The sequence below is a fragment of the Aquimarina atlantica genome (genome assembly GCF_000626715.1).
Classification (GTDB): domain Bacteria; phylum Bacteroidota; class Bacteroidia; order Flavobacteriales; family Flavobacteriaceae; genus Aquimarina; species Aquimarina atlantica.
Map to the genome: position 1 here is coordinate 323,387 of NZ_AQRA01000007.1, position 25,661 is coordinate 349,047.

A 25,661-nucleotide genomic window follows, 5' to 3' on the forward strand; every position below is an offset into this window, starting at 1 on the left:
GAAATTTATGGTTGAATTACATTAGATGTTAAAAACGTATGATGAATTAATATGTGAAAGACAGAATCTGTATGAATGATTCTGTCTTTACAATCTAAAACAAATAATAACTAATGAAACAGATCTATTAGTAGAGCATGGTTAATGATTAATATCCTGAATTTTGTTTTAAAGCTCCTCCTGAAGAGTTTATTGCATCTAGAGGAATAGGGTAGTATTCGCTTTTTCCCTGAGTAAAACTTGCTCCGTTAAGGTAAACACGTTTTGAAGATTCTTCACTAATGTATTTGTTTAATACTTGTGGAGCTATCCCCCAACGTACCAGGTCAAAAAATCGATGCCCTTCTGAGGCTAATTCTAATCTTCTTTCAAAACGAACCGCTTTAATGGCATATTCCTGGTCGGGAAATGATGTGTATTCATTGATTACATAGTTTGCAGCCGGTGTTCCGTCGGGGTTTTTAACAAATCCATCTGGATTTGCAGCTCTGGCTCTTATTCTGTTTACAAGATTCATGGCATCGGTTAATTGGCCATCTTGGGCATATACTTCTGCTCTCCATAATAATACATCAGAATATCTTATTAGAGGTGTGTTAATCGCATTGTATTGTGGTAATCCTGCGGCAGACATGGAGCCTTCCTGAGATTTTAATATTTCATGTTTCTTACCAACATACGGTCCACCGTTAGATTGATCACGTGTCCATCTCGCCCCAGGCATAATCCCCCAACCTAAATATTCTATACCTCTTCTACCTACGGTCCAGTCTAATCTTGGATCTAGATTTCCGGTATATGGTGTAAAAGGTTGGTCAGATGTGATTCCCTGGTCATTAGTAACATCAGAGTCATTAAAAGAATCTAATAATGGTAATCCATTAGCATCGGTTTTAAATGCATTTACCAAATTTTGACTAGGTTGAAAAAAACCACAACACCCTCCACCAGGAGCATCAGGAGCATATGGGTGGTTTAATCTATTTCCTCTGTTACCGTTAATAAATCCATCTCCTCCATCATTTACAGAGTTTTGAACAGCAAATACAGATTCTGAATTATTATCTTTTTCGGCATTAAAATTATCATGATAATTAGGAACCAATTGAAATGGTCCTTCATTAATGATATTGTCTAAAATAGGTCTGGCTGCCGCATAATCATTTTGGAACATATGTGCTTTTGCCAGGTACGCTTTGGCTATCCATGAATTAGCTCTTCCGGCATCATCCTGGCTTTCGGGAAGATTGTTTATTGCATATGTTAAATCTTCTTCTATTTGTGGCCAGATATCGGTATCATTAGATGGAGTAGTGGTTAATCCTTCTTTCATAAAAGGTATATTGTTCCATATTTTTTTTGCATCCATATGATAATGTGCTCTTAAGAAACGTGCTTCTGCACCTAGAATAGTTAAATCTTTTTCTGGAGTTCCTTTTTCTATGGCTTTAGTAATTGATTCTATCGTTTGATTTGTTCTGGAAATACCTTCGAATAAAGATTCCCATTTTCTGGATAGATAAATGTTTGTTGTTCCCGAAGAGAAACGCTCAACATCATTCAATTGAGGTTGATCATCTATAGATGAACCTTTATGGAAATCATCAGAAGCTACATCTCCAAGCGCCCAGTTAGAAGCAGGTGCCCAGAAATAGCCAGGGTTTCCGTCTAAAATAGCATAGGCACTAATAAGCTGTTGGTCGACCCATTCTTTATCAAATTCTATTACCCCTTCTACAAGAGATCCTTGTGGTTCAATGTCTAGTTCTTTCTCGCAGGAAATGACTAGCAACGTAACGAATACAAATAAGATTATTTTTTTCATCTGTTTATATTTGATTTTTTTGATTATTGTGTAGCATGAGCAATAAGAGATTATCATTGGTTTCTTCTTCATTTGTTTATCTATGCTCAATTTTACCTCGTTTTTTAATTTATAGCGCAAGATTAACGCCTAGTATATAAGTTCTTGCTACGGGATATGCCCCTCTATCAATACCAATATCCAGATTTACAGTATCACCACCATATTGTTGTAAGTTGATTTCAGGATCCAGACCAGAGTATTTTGTCCAGGTAAATAAGTTTTTGGCCTGTACAAAAAATCTTAATTTCGAAATCTTTAGTTTAGATGTTAATCGTCCCGGTAAACTGTATCCTAATTGAACATTTTTAAGTCGTAGGTACGATCCATCTTCTATATAATAACTACTAGCACTAGAGTAGTGTTCTGCAGGGTTATTAGAGAGTCTAGGTAGAGTAGCACCTGTATTAGATGGACTCCAGGAATTTAGATAATTTCTGCTTTTTGCCCCAGGAAAACTGTTGTAATCGGTAAAGAATTTAGTGAAGTTATAAATATCATTCCCCTGGCTTCCCTGGAAGAATATTCCCAAGTCAATATTTTTATATTCTAACCCCATATTAAAACTATACGTAAAGTCAGGGTGAGGACTTCCGATAAAATCTCTATCGTCATCATTAATCACTCCGTCATTATTCACATCTCTATACTTAAATGTTCCTATCTCTTTTCCCAGGTAATCACCGGTAGCTGCAAGTTCTGCATCATTCTGTATGATACCATCAATAATAAAACCATGAAATGAAGCAATAGGGTGACCAGCTTGTGTTCTGGACGGTCTGGTTTCTCGTGCCAAATTTCCTTCTAAGAAATAGTTAGGATTGTTTCCTAATTCTTTTACTGTGTTTTTATAAGTAGAAACATTTATTGAAGCGTGGTATTTTAGGTTTTCATTAATCTGATCGCTATATCCCAGTGAAAAATCAAATCCTTTGTTTTCTACAGATCCTGCATTTATGTATTTTGCCTGAGCAAGACCTATAAGAGTTACATTCGCTTGATCCTGAACTAATAATTTTTTTGTGAGTGCATTATAGTATTCAAAACTGAATGTTAATTTTCGATCAAGTAAAACACCATCAATTCCGATGTTTTTTGTTGTCGTTGTTTCCCACTCCAAATCCGGATTTCCGAATATGAATAAACTATATCCAGGTGTGACATTAGAATTGTTTCCTCCTATATCGTAATTACTGTCATCATTATTTACATATTGACTAAATATTCTACCTTGAGGGATACTTTCGTTTCCTAGTTCTCCGTATCCAGCTTTTATTTTAAGATCATTGATAAACGATAGGTTTTTCATGAAATTTTCGCTAGATATTCTCCATGCAGCACTATATGAAGGGAAATAATCTGATCTTTTGTTTTGTGCAAATTTTGAAGTAGCATCTCTTCGTAGAGAAAATGATAATAAATACTTATCGTCGTAGCTGTAATCTACTTTTCCGAAGCTAGAGAAATATCCACTTTTAATTCCGCTACCATTATTATCTCTAGAACCGGTTCCTCTGTCTAAATATCTGTAATCTAATTCATCAGTAAAGAAATCAGTTCTTGAAGCACTCAGGAATTTTCTTTGTGTTTTATTAGATTCTGTTCCTAGCATGGCGCTAATAGAATGGTTTCCTATGTTTTTAGCATAACTAAGGGTGTTGTACCAGGTAGAAGAGATCGTATAGTCGTTACTTTCTATCAATCGATTAACAGAATTTGGTTCTGCAACTTCTGGGTTAAGAAAAACATAAAAGGAGCTATTGTTATTAGTATAGTCTAGTCCTATGTTTGTTTTAAAAGTGAAATCGTTTAAAAAGTCTAGCTCTGCATATGCATTACCAATTGTTCTATAGCTTCTTTGCAGGTTGTTCTTGTTTCGGGTTGCACTGGCTACAGGGTTAATTCCATTACCTAATCCCGGACTTTGAGGGCCTGCATAATTACCTGCAATATCGTATACAGGAATGATAGGCTGTGCTCTATATAAGAAAGAAATATCCCCTCCAGTAGATTGATTTCCAACAGAGCCAACCCTATCAGAATAAGAAAGGTTAAACGATTCTCCTATTCTGAAATTATCGGTTATTTTAAATTCAGAATTTGCTCTTAATACATATCTGTTATAGAAAGTATGCAAGGCTACACCTTCTTGTTTTAATGCGCCCATTCCTACATGAAATTTTGCGTTTTCAGACCCTCCGGATAATCCCAGGTTATAGTTTTGAACAAAAGCGTCATTAAAATATTCGTCAAACCAATCTGTACCTTGTTTATTTGCTCTGGTAATCTTATTGGTTTGAGCGTCATATGTGGATAGATCTGCAGAATCTGCTCCGGCAGGGGTTAGATAGTTTGGTAATACGGGAGTACTACCATTACCATATTGCGGGTGAGAAGGAGCAAAGCCATCGTTGTTAAAACGGGTCCAAATAACATTTGCGGTCTCCTGAGGAGATAGTAGATCAGGAAAAGCAGATTTTGGAACATTGTCAATTCCTAGGCTTGTATTAAATGTAAATTTGGTTTTGCTATTATATTTACCTCCTTTGGTGGTAATAAGGATTACTCCATTAGCAGCTCTAAATCCATAAATTGCAGAAGAAGATGCATCTTTTAGTATCTGCATAGATTCAATATCTGCTGGATTTAATTGGTTAATTCCGGTAGTTGTTGGTGTACCATCGATTACATAAAGGGGGTCATTATTATTAATGGTTCCAAACCCTCGTATTCTTACCATTGCAGATCCTCCGGGGCCTCCCTCAGAACCTACAGTAACTCCCGAGGCTAACCCTTGCAAAGATTGCTCGATATCGACAGGAGTAGTGGCAGCTAGGTCTTCTGCTTTGATTACAGTAACAGATCCTGTTATATTTCTTACCGATTGTTTTGAATATCCTGTAACTACGATTTCTTCTAGTTGATTAGAACTCTCTTGCATAGAGATATTGTATACTCCCGAATCTGATACTGTAATACTTTGAGTTTCCATTCCCAGATAACTAAATAACAGTATATCTCCTGATGAAGCTGTTAATGAATAGTTCCCGTCAAAATCGGTTTGTGTTCCTGTAGAAGAGTCTTTTATAATAATGTTTACTCCTGGTAATAACATTCCTGTATTATCGGTTACGTTCCCGGTAATTGTAATTTCCTGGGCAGTAACCATATTGGCAAATGACATGAAGGTAAGCACAAAAAATAGATATCCTAATTTATTCTTCATATTAAAATTGGTTTAGTTAATAATTTGACTGCTGATTTCTCTAATAAACTCTTGATCAATTTGTGTTTCTAAAAGATTAACAATGTATTATGATTAAGAGAATTATTGTTTTCAAATTTATAATATGAAGACTAATATTTGTATTTTGATATAAATATTAGTGATTTTTATGGTTAAAACTAATTTATAAAGTTTTTTTATCTTTTTTAAATATATAATATTGTGTTATTAAGTTTTTTTTCGTGTTAAAATTCTACTCTTTTTTTAATGAAAATGGATATATATGTGTATTTATACAGATTTAGTGTACTTAAAATGTTAATTTAATATGAAATTTACTTGGTATTAGGTTTTATGATTTATTTCTTAAATATGGTTATATTTGGTTAAATAGATTGAATAAATGTATAATTGTGGTGAAAAAAACTTTATTATTGTAAAATAAAAGTATTTTTATCTGTATAGTATAATAGTATGAATAATATGGAAATGTTAGATAACACAGACAAAACTATTTTGCGTATCCTTCAAAGAGATTCAAAAAAAACTGCGAAGGAAATAGCGAACCTTTTGAACTTAACTGTTTCTCCTATATATGAAAGGATAAAACGCTTAGAAAGTAAAGGGTATATAGAAAAATACGTTGCAATTGTAAATAAGAATATGGTTGGTCTGCCTATTACAGCGTTTTGCCAGGTATCTTTACAATCTCATGGAGAATCATTTATTGATAAGTTTGAAAATCAAATAAAAAATTTGAAAGAAGTTCAAGAGTGCTTTCATATGGCAGGCCAGGTAGACTTTTTACTAAAAATCAATATGCCAAGCTTAGAAGAATATCATGAGTTTATGCGTTCTAAATTATCAAAAATCGATAATATTGGAGTCCTAAACACTACTTTTTCATTAAAGGTGATTAAACACACTTCAGAATATTATTTATAAAAAACACCTGTACATAACGTAGCAGGTGTTTTTACAATTCTAATTAACTATGGTATAGTATAAACCGATGTTATCGCTTTATAAATCTATTTCTATATATGGTTTTTCCATTTTGTTTTACAATTATAAAATACATTTTACTTTCTAAATGATCTAGATTTAGTTCGCTTCCCGAAGTATGTTCTGTAAAAACTAGAGAACCTTGAGTGTCATAAATTTCAAAAAGTAAAGAGGTGCTTTTTAAATTTTGTGATTTTACAAAATGCAATTTATCCTTTATTGGGTTAGGATATGACTTTAGATTAAAAGCATCTTCTGGATTTTGATTTTCTACTGTTTGGACATTGTTTCGATTGTTGCCACCACAATCCAGGCTCCATGGATAATCCCCGTCATAATCGAGAGTATTGCCAGTATTGATATAGTTTTTGTATTCATTCCATACTGTTTCTACACCTTTTCCAAGAATGTTTTTAAAAGCATTGTCAAAAGACCACGAGTTCCCTAAGTCTTTTGCAGCTTTATTAAATTTATAGATAAAATTCTTGTCATATTTTTGAGTAACATACTGTAAGAAAAACCCAGTTGTGGTATATCCACCCAGCCATTTTCTGGAATCATTTACATCTGGAGTTCTGGTTTGATGAAATCCTGCGTATATTCTTACACCATCTGCTATACCTTCTGTATATGCCCAAAAAGGAGAAGATCCGTCATATGTTCCTCCTGTAGTTGGGGAGTAATTATAACCATGGGTTACTTCATGAAATAGAATCCCATCAATTTCATCTTTTATAACTTGTGAATTGTTGCCCGAATCTCTATAGATTTTTGCCAGGTGTTGTGTACTCACTTCTATGGTCATTTGATCACCCTCTCCAAATTTATGAGCTACAAAATCTTCGTTTTTTAAGTTGAATTTTAATAACCTAAATTTAGGTGCATCTGCAGAATTACGATATAAGATCTTAGCTACATCTAAGCAGCGTTGCTTCATATAATTTTCTGCATTAGGGATCACCTGATTAAATATTTGTGATCCAATGGTTGATCCATCAAAATCTCTAAATTCTACTCTAGGAGTAAGAAAATCGCTACCCCATGAGCATGAACCTCCTCCAGTAGTATTTCCTTTTCCAAACAATTCGAGTTCAGATACTTGAAGAATAGTTCCGCTATTGTTTCTCATTGATAATCGATAATAGTTGTAAGAAGAAGAAGTACTTACCTGAAAAGTTCTTTTTTGATTTCTATTTTGAAAATCCTGATTAGATCTTTGGTCAATAGTCTCCCAGGAACTTCCGTTTGTAGATCCTTGCAAAGTCCAACTTTTAGGATCTCTTTCTGGAGCATCGTTTCCAGAGGTTATTGTATATGAGGATAACGTATAATTTTTAGTCGCTTTATATTGTACCCATGCAGAAGCATTAAAAGTTAAAAACTTAGAATTAGGATTATTATCAATCAATTTAGATATATCCTCATAAGATGGTGAATCATTATGTTGATCAGAAATAGTTCCCCCGTCATTAGTGATGTCAATAATTTCTCCACCATCATTTTTTGAAGACACAGTGATGAAATCAGATTTAATTTTGGTATCCGAACCATCTCCATTTATTGCTTTTAGAGTTACCGAATAGGTTCCTGCTCTGTCATATTTCACTACAGGGTTAGGTTGTGTACTGCTAGATGGGCTACCACCATCGAATGTCCAATTATATGAGGTAGCATCGGTAGAAGAATTGGTGTAGGATATACTTTCTCCTTCTTTTATATTGGTTGTATTAGCCCTAAAATCGGCTATAGGAAGTTGTTGTGCGGTTTTTTCTTTTCCAAATAATTCAACTTCTGCAATCTGTAAAATGGTTCCACTATTATTGGTCATCGATAATCGATAATATTTGTAGGCAGTAGAAGTGTTAACTGTAAAACTTCTTTTTTGATGTCTGTTCGGAAAATCTTGATTAGACCTTTGATCGATATTTTGCCACGAGTTTCCATTTGTTGACCCTTGTAAAGTCCAGTTTTTTGGATCTCTCTCTGGAGCATCATTTGCAGAGGATAAAGTATAAGAAGATAAAACATAAGATGTACTGGCTTTATACTGTACCCATGCAGATGCATTAAAGGTTAGATACTTCGAATTGACTGCGTTGTCGATTAGTTTTGATATCCCTTCATTAGATGGAGAATCATTATATTGACTAGAGATTGTTCCGCCATCATTAGTAATATCGATTAAGTTTCCATTGTTGCCGCCACAATCCAGGCTCCATGGATAATCCCCGTCATAATCAAGAGTATTACCAGTATTGATATAGTTTTTGTATTCATTCCATACCGTTTCTACACCTTTTCCAAGAATATCTTTAAAAGCATTATCAAAAGACCAAGAGTTCCCTAAGTCTTTTGCAGCTTTATTAAATTTATAGATAAAATTCTTGTCATATTTTTGAGTAACATACTGTAAGAAAAACCCTGTTGTGGTATATCCACCCAGCCATTTTCTAGAATCATTTACATTTGGAGTTCTGGTTTGATGAAATCCTGCGTATATTCTTACACCATCTGCTATACCTTCTGTATATGCCCAAAAAGGAGAAGATCCGTCATATGTTCCTCCTGTAGTTGGGGAGTAATTATAACCATGGGTTACTTCATGAAATAGAATCCCATCAATTTCATCTTTTATAACTTGTGAATTGTTGCCCGAATCTCTATAGATTTTTGCCAGGTGTTGTGTACTCACTTCTATGGTCATTTGATCACCCTCTCCAAATTTATGAGCTACAAAATCTTCGTTTTTTAAGTTGAATTTTAATAACCTAAATTTAGGTGCATCGGCAGAGTTACGATATAAGATCTTAGCTACATCTAAGCAGCGTTGTTTCATATAACTTTCTGCATCAGGGATCACCTGTTTAAATATTTGTGATCCAATAGTTGATCCATCAAAATCTCTAAATTCTACTCTCGGAGTAAGAAAATCATTCCCCCAAATACAGGCTTGCTTACTTTGAGAAGAAAAGGTATTATTTTCATGATTTGCAGTTTGATGTAAAGGTTGTGCACTCATTTTGAATACAAATACCATCGTTGATAACATGCTTATCCAAAGCATGTGTTTTTTGTAATTTTTCATTGTGAAGTTTGTGTTTTTTTATTAATCTTTTTTATAAAAAACTAATAAGTGTTAGTTGCAATAAAATTACAGTATCGAGGTATGTTTTCATTTTTTACGCTTAATTTCAGTGATTTTTATTCTTTTTTAGTTTTTTTTAGTCTTTTTTCTTTTTAAAAGAAGATATGTTCATTTTATAAAGTGTTTTTTATGTCAAAAAAATAACATCTCTATAGGATAAGTATAGAATAAAAAGGTGTTTTCTAAGAATTATGAATACATAGGGCTTTTAAATAGGTACTTTTTAAACCATTTAAGTCAATCTAAAATTGCTTATCATATATAGGAATACGCTTGATTATACTGTGTGTAGATATGTTATGATATAGTACCTCTTATCTTTTAAATATTGTAGAATATTCTTCAGAAACATATTAATATATTTCATTTAGAACAGTATTTTCTTCTTTTACTATTCATAAAAATCTACATCTAATTTTAGTGTTTTTGGTAATTGTATAATCTTTATTGATTTGTTAAAATCAAAGAAAAATATGTAAAGATTAGTACTAAAATATCCATATATAATACTTTATTAATCCAAATGGTGGTAATACCATAACTCTAAGATATATTTCGCTTCTAAATAATCAATCTTAAAATAATATGGAAAAAAAAGTAGACACAAATCAGTTCTCAAAGCTTTTTTCGATAGAAGCATGGAAACTAAACTTTACAAAAATCGTAAACAAAACTAAAATCCCATATCCTTCTTTCTAAGATATTATAAAGTAGGTTACTAAGAAAAGGTAGATAGAAATAACATTGTAAAAGCTAATTATAGCTGTGTTTCTAGGCCTTAAATCTTTCTACAAAATTATGGATCAGGTACTTGGGAAAACACCAGAAGATCCGTCAAGTAATTTTAAAATTTAATAAAACAAACTAATGAACACAAAAATTAATCTTTCGGTTATACTCATGCTGATTTTTTGTACAATAAGTTTTGCACAAGTAAAAACAGTGTCGGGTAAAATAACAGAGGATTCTGGGATTCCTCTTCCTGGAGTGAATATTCTAATCAAAGAAACGTCATCTGGTACACAATCTGATTTTGATGGTAATTACTCTTTGCAGGTAGAAGCAGGTCAAACACTTGTTTTTTCTTATCTGGGTTTTAAAACAGAAGAAAAACTAGTAGGTGATGAGACTACATTCGATATGATAATGTATCAAGATGCTACTTCACTAGATGAAATTGTAGTAACAGCTCTTGGGATAAGTAGATCTAAAAAATCTTTGGGGTATGCTACTCAACAAATAGAATCAGAAGATATTAGCAAAGCTAAAGGCGTAAACTTTGTGAATTCATTATCTGGTAAACTTGCTGGAGTTACTGTTTCTAGAAATAATAACTTCGGGGGTTCAACAAATGTAATTATCAGGGGATATTCTTCTTTAACCGGTAACAACCAACCCTTATTTGTAATTGATGGCACTCCGATTAGTAACCGAATTAACAATTCAAGAAACTCAACAGCAGGTAGAGGAGGGTATGATTATGGTAATGCTGCGTCAGATATTAATCCAGATGACATAGAAACTATAAACGTTCTAAAAGGAGCTGCTGCTTCTGCTTTATACGGATCTAGAGCAGGAAATGGAGTAATTATAATCACGACAAAAAAAGGAGCTAAAAATAAAGGGTTAGGGATAACAATTAACTCAAATACTACATTTAGCAAATTTGACCCTAAAACATTTGCGAGATACCAAAAAGAATACGGAGGAGGTTATGGAGCTTCTTTTGTACAGGAAGATGTAGATGGAGATGGTATTTTAGATAATGTTGTAGATACAGGGGGTGATGCTTCTTGGGGACCGAGATTTGACCCTAATCTTTCAGTATATCAGTGGGGAGCTTTTTTTCCAGAAAACCCTAATTATCGTACTCCTACACCATGGGTAGCCGCAAAAAATGACCCTACTTCTATTTTTCAGACAGGTTTATTGCAATCAACAGGGGTTAGTGTTGATGGTGCTTCAGACAAAGGAGATTTTAGGTTAGGATTTACCAATGTAGAACAAACAGGTATTTTACCCAATAGTTTAATTAAAAGGCAAACGGTAGATTTTGGCGGAAGTTATAAGTTAACCGATAAAGTCATAGCGAGAGCAAAGGTTACATATACCAAAAATAGTGGGCGAGGTAGATTCGCAACAGGGTATGACGAAAATAGTGTTTTGCCCGGATTGAGACAATGGTATCAAACAAATGTTGACTTAAGAGAGCAGAGAGATGCATATTTTAGATTAAGAAGAAATGCTACCTGGAATATAAGATCATCAGCACGTACAGGTGACGATCCTTATGCACCAAGACCACAATATTGGGATAATCCATATTGGACATTATATGAAAATTATCAAACCGATGGCAGAGACCGTGTCTTTGGAAACGTAGCGCTAACGTATAAAGTAAATGATTGGTTTGATGTTTTGGCCAGAGTGACTATGGATAGGTTTGATGAAATAAGAGAAGAAAGAGTAAACGTTTCTAGTTTCAACCCATCTAATTACAATAGATTTAATGGGTTTTTTAGAGAAATGAACTATGATATGATAGGAAACTTTAATTTTGATATTACTGAAAAGCTTAATTTTAAAGGACTTCTGGGGATGAACCTTACCAGAACAAATAGAAGTTCTATTTTTGCACAAACCAATGGAGGACTTAATACTTTTGGATTTTACTCTTTATCCAATTCGGTAAATCCAATAGCCCCACCTATAGAAAGAAAGTCTAGTATGGGGGTTAATGGGTATTATGCCAGTGCATCATTTGGTTATGATGATATATTATTCTTAGATGCAACCTATAGAATAGACAGATCATCAACATTACCAGATGGTAAAAGACAATTTAATTACCCATCTATTTCTACTAGTTTTCTTTTTTCTAACCTCTTTACAAGCGATTGGTTAAATTTCGGAAAACTGAGATTGAACTACGCCGAAGTGGGTAATAGTGCCGGAGTACTTCTTGTAGACGATGTATATACTTTTGTTAATGGTTTTGCAGGACAATCTCTGTTCTCATTACCAAATAATAAAAACAACCCTACACTTAAGCATGAAACCGTTATAAGTTATGAGGTAGGATTAGAAATGAAACTTTTTAAGAATAGATTTGGGTTTGATATAACTGCATATCAAACCAATAGTAAAGATCAAATTCTTCCATTAGATATATCTACTTCTACAGGATTTAATTCAAAAATTGTAAATGCTGGTGAAATTGAAAATAAAGGATATGAAGTTAGTCTTTTTGGAACCCCAATCAAAACAGAAAACTTCGAATGGAATATCAATGTAAACTGGAGTACTTATAAAAGTGAAGTAGTTTCGCTATTAGATGGAATTGATAATTTAAGTTTATCAGGAACACTACAAGAAGATGTTTCTATTAATGCCACTGTAGGAGAACCTTACGGAACGATTAGAGGATCTAGTTTTAAATATCTTAATGGCCAGAGAGTTGTTGATGAAAACGGATATTACGTAACTAACGAAGAAAATGGAGTGATTGGTAACATAATTCCAGATTGGAATGGAGGAATCAACAATACATTCAGGTATAAAAATGCTTCGCTTAGTTTTTTAATCGACATGCAAAAAGGAGGAGATATCTACTCTCTTGATCATACCTATGGATATGCTACAGGAATATTTCCTGAAACCGCAGGACTTAATGATTTGGGTAATCCTATAAGAGATGCTGTTGCCGATGGAGGAGGGATAATAGCCCCAGGTGTTAGAGAAGATGGGACCCCTAATACAGTAAGAACTCCGGTAAATAGCTTTGATAGTCCATTTATTTATTACAGATCAACAGATGAACAGAATGTTTATGATGCTTCTTTTATAAAATTAAGAGAAGTGATATTCTCATATTCATTACCAACAAAATTATTAGATAACCTACCTGTTAATGATGTAGTGGTTTCTCTAATTGGTAGGAACTTATGGATTATTGACAAAAACATCCCATATTCTGATCCAGAAGCAGGATTAAGTGCAGGTAACTTACAAGGGTTTCAGTCTTCTGCATATCCCACATCTAAAGAATATGGTTTTAACCTAAAAGTAAAATTCTAAAAAAATGAAAAATAGTAAAATTTTAACCATACTATTCTGCTTGTTTATGATCTTTTCCTGTAAGGTAGATGATCTTAATGTGAGCGATAAACAGATTTCTGACGTTCCTTCGTCAACATTATTTACTAATGGACAACGAAATTTGGTTGACCAAATGGTGACTCAAAGTGTTTTTGATAATCATTTGAAATTTTATGCGCAATATTGGGCAGGTACAGGTTTTATAGGTCCAGAAACTAATTTTCAAGATCTTAAGAGTTTTCCGCAAAATTATTGGAATACACTTTATAGAGATGTTCTAAGTGATCTTAACGAAGCGGCTCGATTAATTCCCGAAGAAGAAATATTCGGTCTTACTGAAATAGATAAGCAAAATAGATTAGCGATTATCGAAGTTTTGAAAGTATATACTTTTCATGTCCTGGTAGATCTTTTTGGAGATGTTCCGTACTCAGAAGCCCTGTCTTTGGACAAAGATATCTTAAACCCGGTATATGATAATGATCAGAATATTTATACCAATATTATAAACCAGCTAAATACTGCTATTGGTAACCTTAATACTTCTGGGCAATCATTTGGTGATTCAGATTTGATGTATCAGGGAGATGTTTCTAAATGGGCAAAATTTGCAAATTCCTTAAAGTTACGATTAGCACTTAGGATTGCTGATGTAGATTCTAATCAGGCAGGGACACTAGCAACAGAGGCAGTTAACTCTGGGGTATTTACATCTAATAATGATAATGCTTCCTTAAGCTACGAATCGACAACACCTAATACAAATCCAATATGGGAAACTCTTGTAAATAGTGGTAGAGAAGATTATGTTGTAGCAGAAGCTGTAGTAGATATTATGCAACCTATAAATGATCCAAGACAATCTGTTTATTTTGATAATAATCTAACTCCTTATGTAGGTGGAGTATTAGGTAACCTAAATATATTTGATGATTTTACACATATTGGGACTGCTTTTCATCAACCAGATTTAGAAGGACTGTTGCTTGATTATGCAGAAGTAGAATTTTTATTGGCAGAAGCTGCAGAACGTTCTTTGGTTGGATCTCCGGCAGACGCAGAAAATCATTATAATAATGCTATTACAGCATCTATTACGTACTGGGGAGGCTCATCTGGTGATGCAACAACCTATCTGGCACAAGCAAGTGTAGCTTACACTACTGCAACCGGAAACTATAGACAAAAGATAGGAACTCAACAGTGGATCGCTTTTTATAACAGAGGTTTCGATGGATGGTCAAGCTATAGAAGATTAGGTTTTCCTAATTTAAGTAATAGTTCAGAAGGTAATCCTGTACCGAGAAGAATAAAATATCCTATTAGAGAATATAACACTAATGGTACAAATGTAACCAACGCTGCTTCAAATATTGGAGGAGATGAATTGACAACTAAAGTATTTTGGGATGTAAATTAAGAGATATAGAACTCATTTTTAATTTGTGATAGTCCTTTCCCTCTTAATAGACAAGTTAGCCTGTCAATTGAGAGGGAATTTTATTTATAAAATCAATATTTAAAACACCATTTCCTTTTCTATTACCTGAATGAATATTAATCAAAAAAATCAATATTTAACACTGTATAAGTTAATTTAGTATTATACATGGATAATTTCTAGGTACTTTACACCTTAAATTCATGGTATATTTGACCCGAAATATTAAACCACAATTATGGCTATAAATTGGAAAGGCGTAATGCCAGCAGTAACAACTAAATTCACTAATGAGGATACTTTAGACCTTGATATGTTTGAAGTTAATATCAATGCACAACTAGAAGCCGGAGTTCATGGAATTATTCTGGGAGGAACTCTGGGAGAGGCTAGTACATTAAGTGATACAGAAAAAAGAATTTTGGTAAAAAAGACAGTAGACATTGTTAATGGCAGAGTTCCTGTAATTATGAACATCGCAGAACAAACAACCAAAAATGCAATTGATGCAGCTGCAAAAGCAAAAGAAGATGGAGCTCAGGGATTAATGATGCTACCTCCAATGCGTTACAAAGCAGGAGATCGCGAAACAGTAGTGTATTTTAAAGAAGTAGCTAAAAGTACAGAGCTACCAATTATGGTATATAATAATCCTGTAGATTATAAAATTGAAGTAACTCTAGATATGTTTGAAGAGTTATTAGAAATGGATAATATACAAGCAGTAAAAGAATCTACAAGAGATATATCTAATATTACAAGAATTAAAAATAGATTTGGTAATCGCCTAAAAATCCTTTCAGGTGTTGATACTTTAGCCTTAGAGAGTCTTTTGATGGGAGCAGACGGTTGGGTTGCCGGGCTTGTAGATGCTTTTCCTGCAGAAACCGTTGCAATTTACGAATTACAAAAGGCAGGACGAATTAAAGAAGCACTCGAGATATATAGATGGTTTTTGCCTTTGTTAGAGTTAGATATCAATGCAAAACTAGTACAAAATATTAAACTCGCAGAAGTAGCTACCGGAATCGGTACCGAAAATGTACGTGCACCAAGATTACCACTTGTTGGCGAAGAACGTAAAAATGTCCTTAGCATTATTGAAAATGGATTAAAAACAAGGCCTACTTTACCAGAGTATAAAGAACTAAATGCTGTAGTGAGTTAGATTTTTTTGCCCCAAATATCTTGTTTTTACTTTAATCAATTTTATCATTAATTCATTTTACACTAAAACCATTAACCAATATATATGATAACCGGAAAAAATTATATAGGAAACAGATTATCGGCAACAGGATCAGTTTCTCGTAAAACATTCAACCCAAAATTAAATATTGAGAACGAATATGAATTTTATGAGGCTACTTTAGAAGAAGTGAATGAGGCTACAGAGCTAGCACATCAGGCTTTTAAAGAATATAGAAATGTTACAGGAGCTAAAAGAGCAGAATTCTTACATGCTATTGCAGATGAGATTTTGGCTTTAGACGATGAATTGATTCAAGCATATACCTCAGAAACTGGGTTGCCAGAAGGAAGAGCAATAGGAGAAAGAGGTCGAACAGTTTTTCAATTACGTTCTTTTGCAGAACTAATCTCTAATGAAGAGTGGAGAGAAAATACAATCGATTCGGCAGATACTAACCGTACTCCTGCACCTAAACCAGATATTAGAAAAACTAATATTCCTTTGGGGCCAGTAGTGGTATTTGCAGCCAGTAATTTCCCTTTAGCATTTTCTACTGCAGGAGGAGATACTGCCAGTGCATTAGCTTCGGGATGCCCGGTAATTGTTAAGTCTCATGCCATGCATTCAGGAACAGGAGAATTGGTATCATCTGCTATCATCAAAGCAGCCGAAAAAACAGGAATGCCAAATGGCGTTTTTTCAAATATTACAGGAAGCGGAAGAGTAGTAGGAGCTGCCCTGGTAAAGCATTCAAAAGTAAAAGCCGTTGGTTTTACAGGAAGTATCTCGGGAGGAAGGGCTTTATTTAATCTGGCGGCAAACAGAGAAGAGCCAATTCCTGTTTTTGCAGAAATGGGAAGTATTAATCCTGTAATTATTACACCCGAAGCAATTGCCAAAAGAGCAGACGAAATAGCAACTACGTATGCTAATTCTATTACAGTTGGTACAGGTCAGTTCTGTACAAATCCTGGATTGATCTTAACAATAGATGGTGATAACACTAGAAGCTTTATCAAAGACCTTGCAGAAAAAAGTACTGCAATAGCTCCCCAGTGTATGTTGCATCCTAATATAAAAAGAGACTTTGTAGAAAATAGAGCTACTATATCTTCTCAATCAGGAGTAGAAGTCGTAGCCTCTTTAACCGAAGAAGTAGAACCTAATTTTGCTCCTACTCAAATTTCTGCTGTTTCTGGAGCCGATTTTTTAACCAATCCAAAAATGCACCAGGAAGTTTTTGGCCCTTTTTCATTAGTGGTTAGATGCAAAGACGAAGCAGAACTTGTTGAGATTATTAATAACCTCGAAGGGCAATTAACAGGAACTATCCTGGCAGAAAAATCAGAATATCAAAACTTAGGGAACATCGTTGATGCACTTCAGGATAGAGTTGGACGTATTATTTTTAATGGAGTCCCAACCGGAGTAGAAGTTTGCCCATCTATGACCCATGGAGGACCATATCCAGCATCGTCAGATTCTAGGTTTTCTGCCGTAGGAACCAATGCTATTAAGCGATGGGTAAGGCCATTTAGCTACCAGGATTGGCCAAACGAATTGCTCCCAAATGCACTTAAAAATGAAAACCCTGATGAGATCATCAGAACTGTAGATGGAACTTATTCTAATGCAAAAGTATAAGTTTTGATTCTAGAACAATACTCTAAAAATAATCTGTTTAAATGTTGGTTGGTATTGTTAAATTTATAACCAAAAGGGTGTGATTTTTGTCACTCCCTTTTGGTTTTACCTATAAAAGAATAAGGCGTAGAAATGAATTTTGTGTATAAAAAAAACAGAAAAAAGAATGAAATGAATAAAACAACTTATAAATTGACGGCTGTACCTTTAATAACGAAACAAGAAAAGGTGCAACAGGAAAACAACTATTAATCATTTTATTCGGATAGAATTTCTAATATGCGTTACGAAAACTTACCAAATACCGTTTTTAAACAGAACCGAAATAATTTTGCTTCCAAAACCCTCGAGAATACGATTACTATTCTAACATCTAACGATATTATGCATACCAATGCAGATGATGTTATGGGGTTTGCCCAAAACAATGATTTATTTTATTTGTCAGGAATAGATCAGGAAGAAACAATACTAGTGTTGTATCCAGATGCTTATAAACCCGAAAACAGGGAGATTTTGTTTATAAAAGAAACGAATGAGCATATCAAAATCTGGGACGGTGAAAAATTAACCAAAGAAGAAGCTGGTCAGATTTCAGGAGTCCAACGAATAGAATGGATACATGATTTTGAAAAAATACTTCAATTAATGGCCTTCGAAGCAGATGGTTTTTATTTAGGACATAATGAACATATAAAGCGAATTACACATAACAAACAAACACAACAGGATCGAATGATTAACTGGTGTAAAGAAAAATATCCTTTGCACCAGTATCATCGAGCCGCCAAAATTACAAGAGCTTTACGTCCTGTTAAATCAAGCGAAGAAATAGCACAAATACAAAAAGCAGCAGATATTAGTATCGAAGGTTTTTATAGGGTACTCAAAGCAGTAAAACCTAACTGTAAGGAATATGAATTAGAAGCAGAATTAACGTATGCACTCCTTAAAAATGGAGGGACAAGACATGCTTTTAAACCTATTGTTGCTTCAGGAAAAAATGCTTGTGCATTACATTATAATACTAATGATAATACCTGTCGGGATGGTGATATGATACTTCTGGACTTTGGGGTTTGCTATGGTAATTATAATAGTGATACCACACGCTGTATTCCTGTAAATGGTACGTTTTCTGATCGACAAAAAGAAGTATATGCTGCGGTTCTTTATTGTTTAAAAGAAGGAAGCAAGCTACTTAAGCCCGGAGTTATCCCGGCGGATTATGAAAAACAAATGGCTGGTTTAGTCGAAGACCAACTGATCAAAATTGGAGTTCTCGACGCTTCTGAAGTTGCCGCTCAAAACCCGGATAAACCTTTGTATAAAAAGTATTTTATGCATGGTACGGCACATCATCTTGGGTTAGATGTTCACGATGTCGGTTTGTACTCCAGGCCTTTAGAAACGGGAATGGTACTTACTTGTGAGCCTGGTATTTATATCCCCGAAGAAGGAATAGGTTGTCGCCTAGAGAATGATTATCTCATTACAGAAACAGGAAATATAAATCTCACACAAGCGATGCCTATAGAGATTGAAGAAATTGAAAAGTTGATGACTGCATAGCAGTATATCTCATAAAAATATATAGTTATGAATGCATTAGGAATAGGTGGTTCTACCATCGAAAAAGAATTAAATGCAATACAGCCAAAAGCTCATCTTGCAAAACCCATTCAAAAAGAAGAATTTCAAGCCAGAATAGATAAAGCTTGCGATCTTATGAAAGAGCAAGAGATTCCTGCAGTATATCTGCATGCAGGAACAAATTTATTTTACTTTACAGGAATGCGATGGAACCCAAGTGAGCGAATGGTAGGAGTATTACTATTTCCAGATGGAGAAGTGCATTATATAGGTCCTCGGTTTGAAGAAGGAACTATTTTAGATTTCATGGTAATAAAAGGCCCTGTTCATTGCTGGGAAGAACATGAAAGCCCATATGCCTTATTTGTGAATATTCTCGACAAGAAAAATATCAATGGTAAGGATGTAGCTATGGATGAAGCAACTCCCTTTTTTATTATTGATGGAATTCTAAAAGAACAATCCAATTACAATCTAATTAATGCCAAACCGATTACTGCCGGGTGTCGAATGATAAAATCTGAAGCAGAAATTGCCATCATGCAAACTGCAATGGATATTACGATGGAAGTACAAAAGGCTGCAGCAAGAATATTGAAACCGGGAATCAGTGCCAAAGAAGTTACCAGTTTTATTAATGAAGCTCATAAACGATACGGTATTCCTTCGGGGTCATATTTTTGTATTGTGTTATTCGGAGTAGATTCCTCTTTTCCGCATGGGGTAAAAGCACCAAAAAACTTAGAAGAAAACGAAATAGTATTAATTGATACAGGATGTGTCCTGCATGATTATATTTCAGATATTACCAGAACATATGTATATGGTGAAATTAGTGAGTTACAACGTGAAATATGGAATCTCGAGAAAGAAACTCAACTTTCTGCATTTGAAGCTGCTCAATTAGGAAAACCATGTTCTGTAATAGATAATGCCTCAAGAAAAACATTAGAGGCCAAAGGCCTGGGACCTGATTATAAATTACCAGGGCTACCACACCGTACCGGCCACGGCATAGGGTTAGATATCCACGAATGGCCGTATATAGCAAGACATGAAGATGCGATCCTTGCATCAGGAATGTGTTTTAGTAATGAACCTATGATATGTGTACCTGATGAGTTTGGAATTAGATTAGAAGATCATATCTATATGACCGAAGAAGGGCCAAAATGGTTTACACAACCTGCACATTCTATTGATGATCCTTTTGGATTATCTCTATAATAGAGATAGAACTCTAAGTAAACAATCTGAATACTAAGTAATTGAAAGATTATTCTAAAGCATTATTAATAATGCTTTAGAATAATCTTGTTTGTTATCTAAAAATAAACCCATTTTTCATTGGATCATCAGGATCGATGATAAAAGTGTTCATTCCTGTAATATGCGCCGTTCCTTCAACTTGCGGTATTACTGCTTTATAAGGGCCAAATTCTTCTTCAGAAATAACAGAACCTTTAAATACAGAATCTGTTATACTTTCTATAGTCATTGTATCCCCATATTGTATTTCATTTCTCATTTTATGTATTGCCATTCTACCAGAAACTCCAGATCCGGTGGGGCACCTGTCTACTTCTCCTTCAGCAAAAATACATACGTTTCTACTATCAATATTTTCTTTAGAAGAATTTCCAATAAAAATGGTACCGTATAAAAAACTAAGATCTTCTTCATAAGGATGTAGAATATTAGAATCCTGCTCTATTACAGCATGTTTTATATCCATTCCCTTGGTAATTAATTTTCTATATGAATTTGAAGTTAAATCAAAATCAAAATTATTTTTAGCCATATCTACATATGCATAAAAAGCACCTCCGTAGGCCAAATCATAGATAATGTCTCCTATACCCTCTACCTTTACCTTTCTATCCAATCCAACTACAAAACTAGGAACACAATGAAAACGAACACCGGTTACTTTTCCGTTTTTTACATGTGCATAAGAAATGATTCGACCACAGGGAGCATCAATTTTTATGATATTATCTCCTTCCTGATAATCGATCCAATTCATTTCGACAGCCAATGTAGAAATTGCAATAATAGCATGGCCGCACATGGTGCTGTATCCTTCGTTGTGTATAAACAAAATCCCAAAATCCCCATCATTATCATTAGGAGGGAGTAAGATACATCCATACATATCGGCATGGCCACGAGGTTCAAACATAAGAGAGGTACGTAAGTGGTCATAATGCTCCTTACAATATCTCCTGTATTCTAATATCGAATTTCCTTTCAGTTCGGGAAACCCATCGACAATTACCCGAAGCGGTTCTCCTCCTGTATGCATATCGATGGTTTTGATTTGTAACCAATCTTTTTTGGGGTTGAAATTGGTATTTTTTAGAATGTTTTGATATGTTTTACTCATGCGTATATTGATTATAATAATAAGTAGCTGCTGCTAAATCTTCGAGAGCATGCCCTACAGATTTAAAAATAGTTATTTCATGATCACTGGTTCTTCCTTGCTTAGTTTCAGAGCAGAGCTCAAATAAATCAGCTTTGATATCTTCTTCTTTTAGAACACCTTCTTTGAGAGGAATAACAATGTCTCCACTTTCTTTAAGTCCCCCCTGATAAGTGTCTACAAAAACAGTGGCTTTTTTTATGCTTTCATTATCAGCTTCACGCATATCCTTTTTGTAGGCTCCAACTAAATCTATATGCTGTCCGGCTTTTAAATAATTACCCAACACCAAAGGAGTTTTGGATAATGTTGCACAGGATATAATATCTACTTCAGAAATTTTTTCTTCGATTGTAGGTATAGCATGGATATGAAAACTTTCTCCTTCTAATTCAGCTGAGATTTTTTTCGCTTTTTCATAATTCCTTCCCCAGATATAGACAGTTTTAATAGGTCTTACACTGGCATGCGCTTTAATTAGATTAGTAGAGAGTGCACCTGTACCGATCATTAATAAGGAAGAAGCATCAGGTTTAGATAAATACGATGATGCCAGGGCAGAGGCCGAAGCAGTTCGTTTTACGGTCAAACTTTTTGCCTCCATTATTGCTTTGATAGTACCTTTAATGGCGTCCATATATAAATATGTACCTTGAATCGAAGGTAAATCAAACTGTCCATTTTTGGGACTTACTGTTACGATTTTTACCCCTGCTTCTTTACCAGGATTCCAGGCAGGCATCAACAATAGCGTAGAATCTTCCTGAACCACAGGGTTTGGAAAATCATGATGATGACGCATAGGCACCAGTATAGAATCTGATGCAAATTTGTTTTTTAATTCAGCAATTAGCTCATTAAAATTAGTGTTACTTTCAATAAAATCGGTATTGATCTGAACAATTGTATCCATAGGTTATAAATGTAAACAAATCCCAATTCGTAATGGCATACTAACTTAAATCTTATTAAAATGATACCATTCTTGGGTAATATAGTATCATTGAGTCAATAGCCTTTTAGGTTATCTTTAAAATATTAAAAACTATTTATTTTATGAATCGAATTAAGTATATAGTAGTACTACTTCTTGTTAACCTTTCTTTTTTTTCTTGTAAAAGTTCGTTACCACCTACTGCTGAAATATCCTTTGAGCAAAAACTAAGAAATTTGTTCCCTACAGCAGATATAAGCGCAATACAGGTAAATGATCATTTTACAGAATCGTACCGATTGATATTAAAACAACCATTGGACCACAACAATCCAGATGCAGGAACTTTTGATCATTATGTATATCTCTCTCATTCTGATTATTCGCAGCCCACAGTATTAGTTACCGAAGGGTATTCTGCAAAACATAGAACATATGAGTTAAGTACTCTGTTAAAGGCAAATCAGGTTATGGTAGAATATCGATTTTATGGAAAATCAAGACCAAATCCGATTCCGTGGAAGTACCTGACCAATGATCAGGCTATTCAGGATTATCATCTTCTGGTTACTAAACTTAAAAAAATATATACCAACAAATGGATATCTACAGGAATAAGTAAAGGAGGGGAGACTGTATTGATTTATAAATCAAAGTACCCAAAAGATATGGATGCTGCAGTTTCTTATGTTGCTCCTTTGATTAATACCCGAGAAGACCCAAGAACGCAAGAACATATCGATACTGTTGGAACCGATGAGTGCAGAACTAAGATTACTAATTTTCAACGGTTATTGTTAACTCGAAGAGAGGCTCTTTTAAAGGAAATTGATCAACATTCGAGAAAAAAGAAAATGAGTTTTACAAAAGTATCCCCAGAAGAGGCTCTAGAATACGCAGTACTAGAATTCCCTTTTTCTTTTTGGCAATGGGGAGGCAAGTGTGATGAAATTCCTAATGGGAATGCCGATCCTACTACCTTATTTACTTACCTTAATAAAGTAGTAGGCATTGGCTTTTATAATGATAAAACATATCACAACCTATTACCTTCTTATTATCAACATATGGTAGAGCTTGGGTATTACGGATTTGATAGTACTCCTGTGCAGGATTTAATTAAAGTGGTAAAACAGCCTACTAATATGAGATTCGCACCCAAAAATGTTACTATGGTGTATGATCAGGATTATATTAAAAAGGTTAGGGATTATGTAGAGAACAAAGGAGATCATATCATTTATATTTATGGAGAATATGATCCCTGGGGAGCATGTTCACCTACCCCAAAACCTCATGTAAATGCCTTAAAAATGGTATTACCCAAAGGAAGTCATAGTACCAGGATTAAAAATTTCTCAAAAGAAGATCAGAGAAAAATCTATGATAAATTACAAGCATGGTTGTAAAAGATGATTACGCTTATTTACAATAAATTTTAAGCCTGTAGCATCTGCTACAGGCTTAAAAATAATAACAGATGATGGATTAATACATTTTTAAAACTTGAAATTCGTCATAGCTTAACATCCAGGTACCATCTTTTTTTACCCATTTTTCCTGGTAAATTTTTCCTTCCCCAATATTCATAGACCAATCTGAAGAGATTTTAACTCCATTTGGAGAAACTACTCTAAATGTGGGATTGTGATAGGTTAGGTTTTTTGCGCCAGAGGTAATTAATTTTTGCCAAAACTGGGTAATCTTAGGTTTACCGTGTACTAATTTAGCCATAGGAATGGCATTCATTGTAGCATTCTCGAGATATCCATTGGTAAATGTTTCTGTATTTTGTGTGTTAAACCCCTTAGTTATGTGTATAGATGCCTTAATAACAGCTTCTAGCATTTGATGACTTGCAATAGGATTTGTTTTATTTTCTTTAGAAGTTTTAAATTGTTCTACTACTTCAAAATCATCATATGTGAGTACCCACTTCCCCTTTTTTTTCTCCCACTTTTCTTGAAAAATAACTCCTCTTCCTACATTCATGCTCCAATTTGCAGATAATAAAGCAGTTGATGTATTTACGACTTCTATACTTAGATCGGTATAGATTAAGTTTGTGGCTCCCGATTGTATAAAAGGTTGCCAAAAATCGGTAATTTCCCGAACGCCTCTTTTTATACCAAAGGGTTGGGCGCTCATCATAGCTTTTGGGTCATAGCCTTCAATACAGGTATTACTTTTTCCTTTATTAAATGCTAATATCCATTCTTTACTGGCATTAAGTACTTCTAATGCTATTTCATGATGTGCAGTAGGAGAATGTTCTGCATAAGATTGCTTTACAGTTTCTTTTTTCTCTTCTGGTTTATCTTGGATCCAGGCAATAGAAACTATCAGGATCAAACATAATATTACTGTGTTTACTACTTTCATTTGTTTATTTTTTGAATTATAAGTGCAAAGAAAGCAGTAGAAAAGGTGTCATACTTGTGACTTTTATCACACTAGGTATCTTTTTTTAGAATTCTAATTTCTTGTTTTCCTAATGCAACGATTCCTTCTGTTTCTAATTTTTTTAGAAGTCTTGAAATTACTTCTCTTGTAGTGGCTAACTCCCTGGCTAATTGTTGATGTGACCTTTGTAAAACAGCATTATTAGATTCTATCATTAGATATTCGAGTAAACGTTCTCTAAGAGGTTTAAAAGCAAGTTTTGAGTAGTTATTAATTAGTACATTGTAGCTATCTCTAAATGTATTTATAGTAAATCGATTCCAGGATTTATATGTAAAACACCAATCTTTTACGAATCTTACAGGGATATTTAATACTATTGATTCTTCTTCGACAATAGCATTAACGGTACTTTTGCAATCTTCAAAACAGGCAGATAAAGAAAGGGTACAGGTTTCCATATCTCCTAAATAATAAATAAGGATTTCACGTTCTTCATTTTCCTGATATACTCTAACTTTTCCGCTGATTACAATTTTCAGAACTTTAATATATTTATTTTCTTTTATTAGAAACTCACCTTTTTGATGTTTAGAAATAGAAGTTTTTTCCCGAAGCTCTTTTTTGAGTTCTTCTTCTGATATGTGTAGTTTTTGAAATACTTGATCTAACATAATCTAGGGGTGTTTTC

General features: G+C 34.1%; 15 protein-coding genes. 8 read left to right on the forward strand and 7 right to left on the reverse strand.

From position 1 onward, the window contains the following. Window positions 1–148: 148 nt before the first annotated feature. Window positions 149–1,825: a RagB/SusD family nutrient uptake outer membrane protein gene (locus tag ATO12_RS17535; RefSeq protein WP_034244236.1), complete on the reverse strand. Its 1,677-nt coding sequence runs from the start codon at window positions 1,823–1,825 to the stop codon at window positions 149–151. Between the two features lie 109 nt (window positions 1,826–1,934). Then, window positions 1,935–5,090, reverse strand: coding sequence for a SusC/RagA family TonB-linked outer membrane protein (locus ATO12_RS17540; RefSeq protein ID WP_034244239.1), 3,156 nt, complete (start codon window positions 5,088–5,090; stop codon window positions 1,935–1,937). 489 nt (window positions 5,091–5,579) lie between these two features. On the opposite strand from ATO12_RS17540, the gene ATO12_RS17545 reads away from it, so the two are divergent. Continuing rightward, a complete protein-coding gene (locus ATO12_RS17545) occupies window positions 5,580–6,035 on the forward strand; it encodes an Lrp/AsnC family transcriptional regulator (RefSeq protein ID WP_231389287.1) in 456 nt (151 codons plus the stop codon). A gap of 70 nt (window positions 6,036–6,105) precedes the next feature. Here ATO12_RS17545 and ATO12_RS25050 read toward each other — a convergent pair whose 3' ends face one another. Then, window positions 6,106–9,180 carry a basic secretory protein-like protein gene (locus ATO12_RS25050; protein WP_081802104.1) on the reverse strand — a complete coding sequence of 1,025 codons (3,075 nt, stop codon included), beginning with the start codon at window positions 9,178–9,180 and terminating at the stop codon, window positions 6,106–6,108. Window positions 9,181–10,107: 927 nt separating this feature from the next. Here ATO12_RS25050 and ATO12_RS17560 point away from each other — a divergent pair. The 6 genes from ATO12_RS17560 to ATO12_RS17585 all read left to right on the forward strand — a co-directional run bounded on the left by ATO12_RS17560 (window position 10,108) and on the right by ATO12_RS17585 (window position 20,435). Beyond that, window positions 10,108–13,317, forward strand: coding sequence for a SusC/RagA family TonB-linked outer membrane protein (locus ATO12_RS17560; RefSeq protein WP_034244241.1), 3,210 nt, complete (start codon window positions 10,108–10,110; stop codon window positions 13,315–13,317). A gap of 4 nt (window positions 13,318–13,321) precedes the next feature. Continuing rightward, entirely contained in the window at window positions 13,322–14,758 is a 1,437-nt protein-coding gene (locus ATO12_RS17565) for a SusD/RagB family nutrient-binding outer membrane lipoprotein (RefSeq protein ID WP_034244248.1), read from the forward strand. Window positions 14,759–15,017: 259 nt separating this feature from the next. Continuing rightward, entirely contained in the window at window positions 15,018–15,947 is a 930-nt protein-coding gene (locus ATO12_RS17570; protein ID WP_034244258.1) for a dihydrodipicolinate synthase family protein, read from the forward strand. 84 nt (window positions 15,948–16,031) lie between these two features. Further along, a complete protein-coding gene (locus tag ATO12_RS17575) occupies window positions 16,032–17,615 on the forward strand; it encodes an aldehyde dehydrogenase (NADP(+)) (RefSeq protein ID WP_034244261.1) in 1,584 nt (527 codons plus the stop codon). Between the two features lie 279 nt (window positions 17,616–17,894). Further along, on the forward strand, window positions 17,895–19,187 hold the full coding sequence (locus tag ATO12_RS17580) for an aminopeptidase P family protein (protein ID WP_034244263.1): 1,293 nt from the start codon (window positions 17,895–17,897) through the stop codon (window positions 19,185–19,187). A 27-nt stretch (window positions 19,188–19,214) separates the two neighbouring features. After that, on the forward strand, window positions 19,215–20,435 hold the full coding sequence (locus ATO12_RS17585; protein ID WP_034244265.1) for a M24 family metallopeptidase: 1,221 nt from the start codon (window positions 19,215–19,217) through the stop codon (window positions 20,433–20,435). Window positions 20,436–20,529: 94 nt separating this feature from the next. Here the strand turns inward: ATO12_RS17585 and ATO12_RS17590 are convergent, their stop codons facing one another. Further along, window positions 20,530–21,594 (reverse strand): proline racemase family protein, encoded by a 1,065-nt coding sequence (locus ATO12_RS17590; protein WP_034244268.1) that lies wholly within the window; start codon window positions 21,592–21,594, stop codon window positions 20,530–20,532. Beyond that, entirely contained in the window at window positions 21,587–22,546 is a 960-nt protein-coding gene (locus ATO12_RS17595) for an ornithine cyclodeaminase family protein (RefSeq protein ID WP_051575920.1), read from the reverse strand. Before ATO12_RS17595 ends, ATO12_RS17590 begins: the two co-directional genes overlap by 8 nt. A gap of 143 nt (window positions 22,547–22,689) precedes the next feature. Between ATO12_RS17595 and ATO12_RS17600 the strand changes: the two genes are divergently transcribed. Next, window positions 22,690–23,976 carry a S28 family serine protease gene (locus ATO12_RS17600; protein ID WP_034244270.1) on the forward strand — a complete coding sequence of 429 codons (1,287 nt, stop codon included), beginning with the start codon at window positions 22,690–22,692 and terminating at the stop codon, window positions 23,974–23,976. A 79-nt stretch (window positions 23,977–24,055) separates the two neighbouring features. Here ATO12_RS17600 and ATO12_RS25055 read toward each other — a convergent pair whose 3' ends face one another. After that, window positions 24,056–24,949, reverse strand: a complete 894-nt coding sequence (locus tag ATO12_RS25055) for a hypothetical protein (RefSeq protein WP_051575921.1) — start codon at window positions 24,947–24,949, stop codon at window positions 24,056–24,058. Between the two features lie 71 nt (window positions 24,950–25,020). Continuing rightward, window positions 25,021–25,644 carry a Crp/Fnr family transcriptional regulator gene (locus ATO12_RS17610; RefSeq protein WP_034244271.1) on the reverse strand — a complete coding sequence of 208 codons (624 nt, stop codon included), beginning with the start codon at window positions 25,642–25,644 and terminating at the stop codon, window positions 25,021–25,023. Window positions 25,645–25,661 lie beyond the last annotated feature (17 nt).

Bases quoted from the DNA above. Each gene is read 5' to 3' on its own strand.
- ATO12_RS17575 (WP_034244261.1), top strand. From the start codon at position 16,032: ATGATAACCGGAAAAAATTATATAGGAAACAGATTATCGGCAACAGGA.
- ATO12_RS17610 (WP_034244271.1), bottom strand. From the start codon at position 25,644: ATGTTAGATCAAGTATTTCAAAAACTACACATATCAGAAGAAGAACTC.
- ATO12_RS25055 (WP_051575921.1), bottom strand. From the start codon at position 24,949: ATGAAAGTAGTAAACACAGTAATATTATGTTTGATCCTGATAGTTTCT.
- ATO12_RS17540 (WP_034244239.1), bottom strand. From the start codon at position 5,090: ATGAAGAATAAATTAGGATATCTATTTTTTGTGCTTACCTTCATGTCA.
- ATO12_RS17600 (WP_034244270.1), top strand. From the start codon at position 22,690: ATGAATCGAATTAAGTATATAGTAGTACTACTTCTTGTTAACCTTTCT.
- ATO12_RS17545 (WP_231389287.1), top strand. From the start codon at position 5,580: ATGTTAGATAACACAGACAAAACTATTTTGCGTATCCTTCAAAGAGAT.
- ATO12_RS17580 (WP_034244263.1), top strand. From the start codon at position 17,895: ATGCGTTACGAAAACTTACCAAATACCGTTTTTAAACAGAACCGAAAT.
- ATO12_RS17595 (WP_051575920.1), bottom strand. From the start codon at position 22,546: ATGGATACAATTGTTCAGATCAATACCGATTTTATTGAAAGTAACACT.
- ATO12_RS25050 (WP_081802104.1), bottom strand. From the start codon at position 9,180: ATGAAAAATTACAAAAAACACATGCTTTGGATAAGCATGTTATCAACG.
- ATO12_RS17570 (WP_034244258.1), top strand. From the start codon at position 15,018: ATGGCTATAAATTGGAAAGGCGTAATGCCAGCAGTAACAACTAAATTC.
- ATO12_RS17535 (WP_034244236.1), bottom strand. From the start codon at position 1,825: ATGAAAAAAATAATCTTATTTGTATTCGTTACGTTGCTAGTCATTTCC.
- ATO12_RS17565 (WP_034244248.1), top strand. From the start codon at position 13,322: ATGAAAAATAGTAAAATTTTAACCATACTATTCTGCTTGTTTATGATC.
- ATO12_RS17585 (WP_034244265.1), top strand. From the start codon at position 19,215: ATGAATGCATTAGGAATAGGTGGTTCTACCATCGAAAAAGAATTAAAT.
- ATO12_RS17590 (WP_034244268.1), bottom strand. From the start codon at position 21,594: ATGAGTAAAACATATCAAAACATTCTAAAAAATACCAATTTCAACCCC.
- ATO12_RS17560 (WP_034244241.1), top strand. From the start codon at position 10,108: ATGAACACAAAAATTAATCTTTCGGTTATACTCATGCTGATTTTTTGT.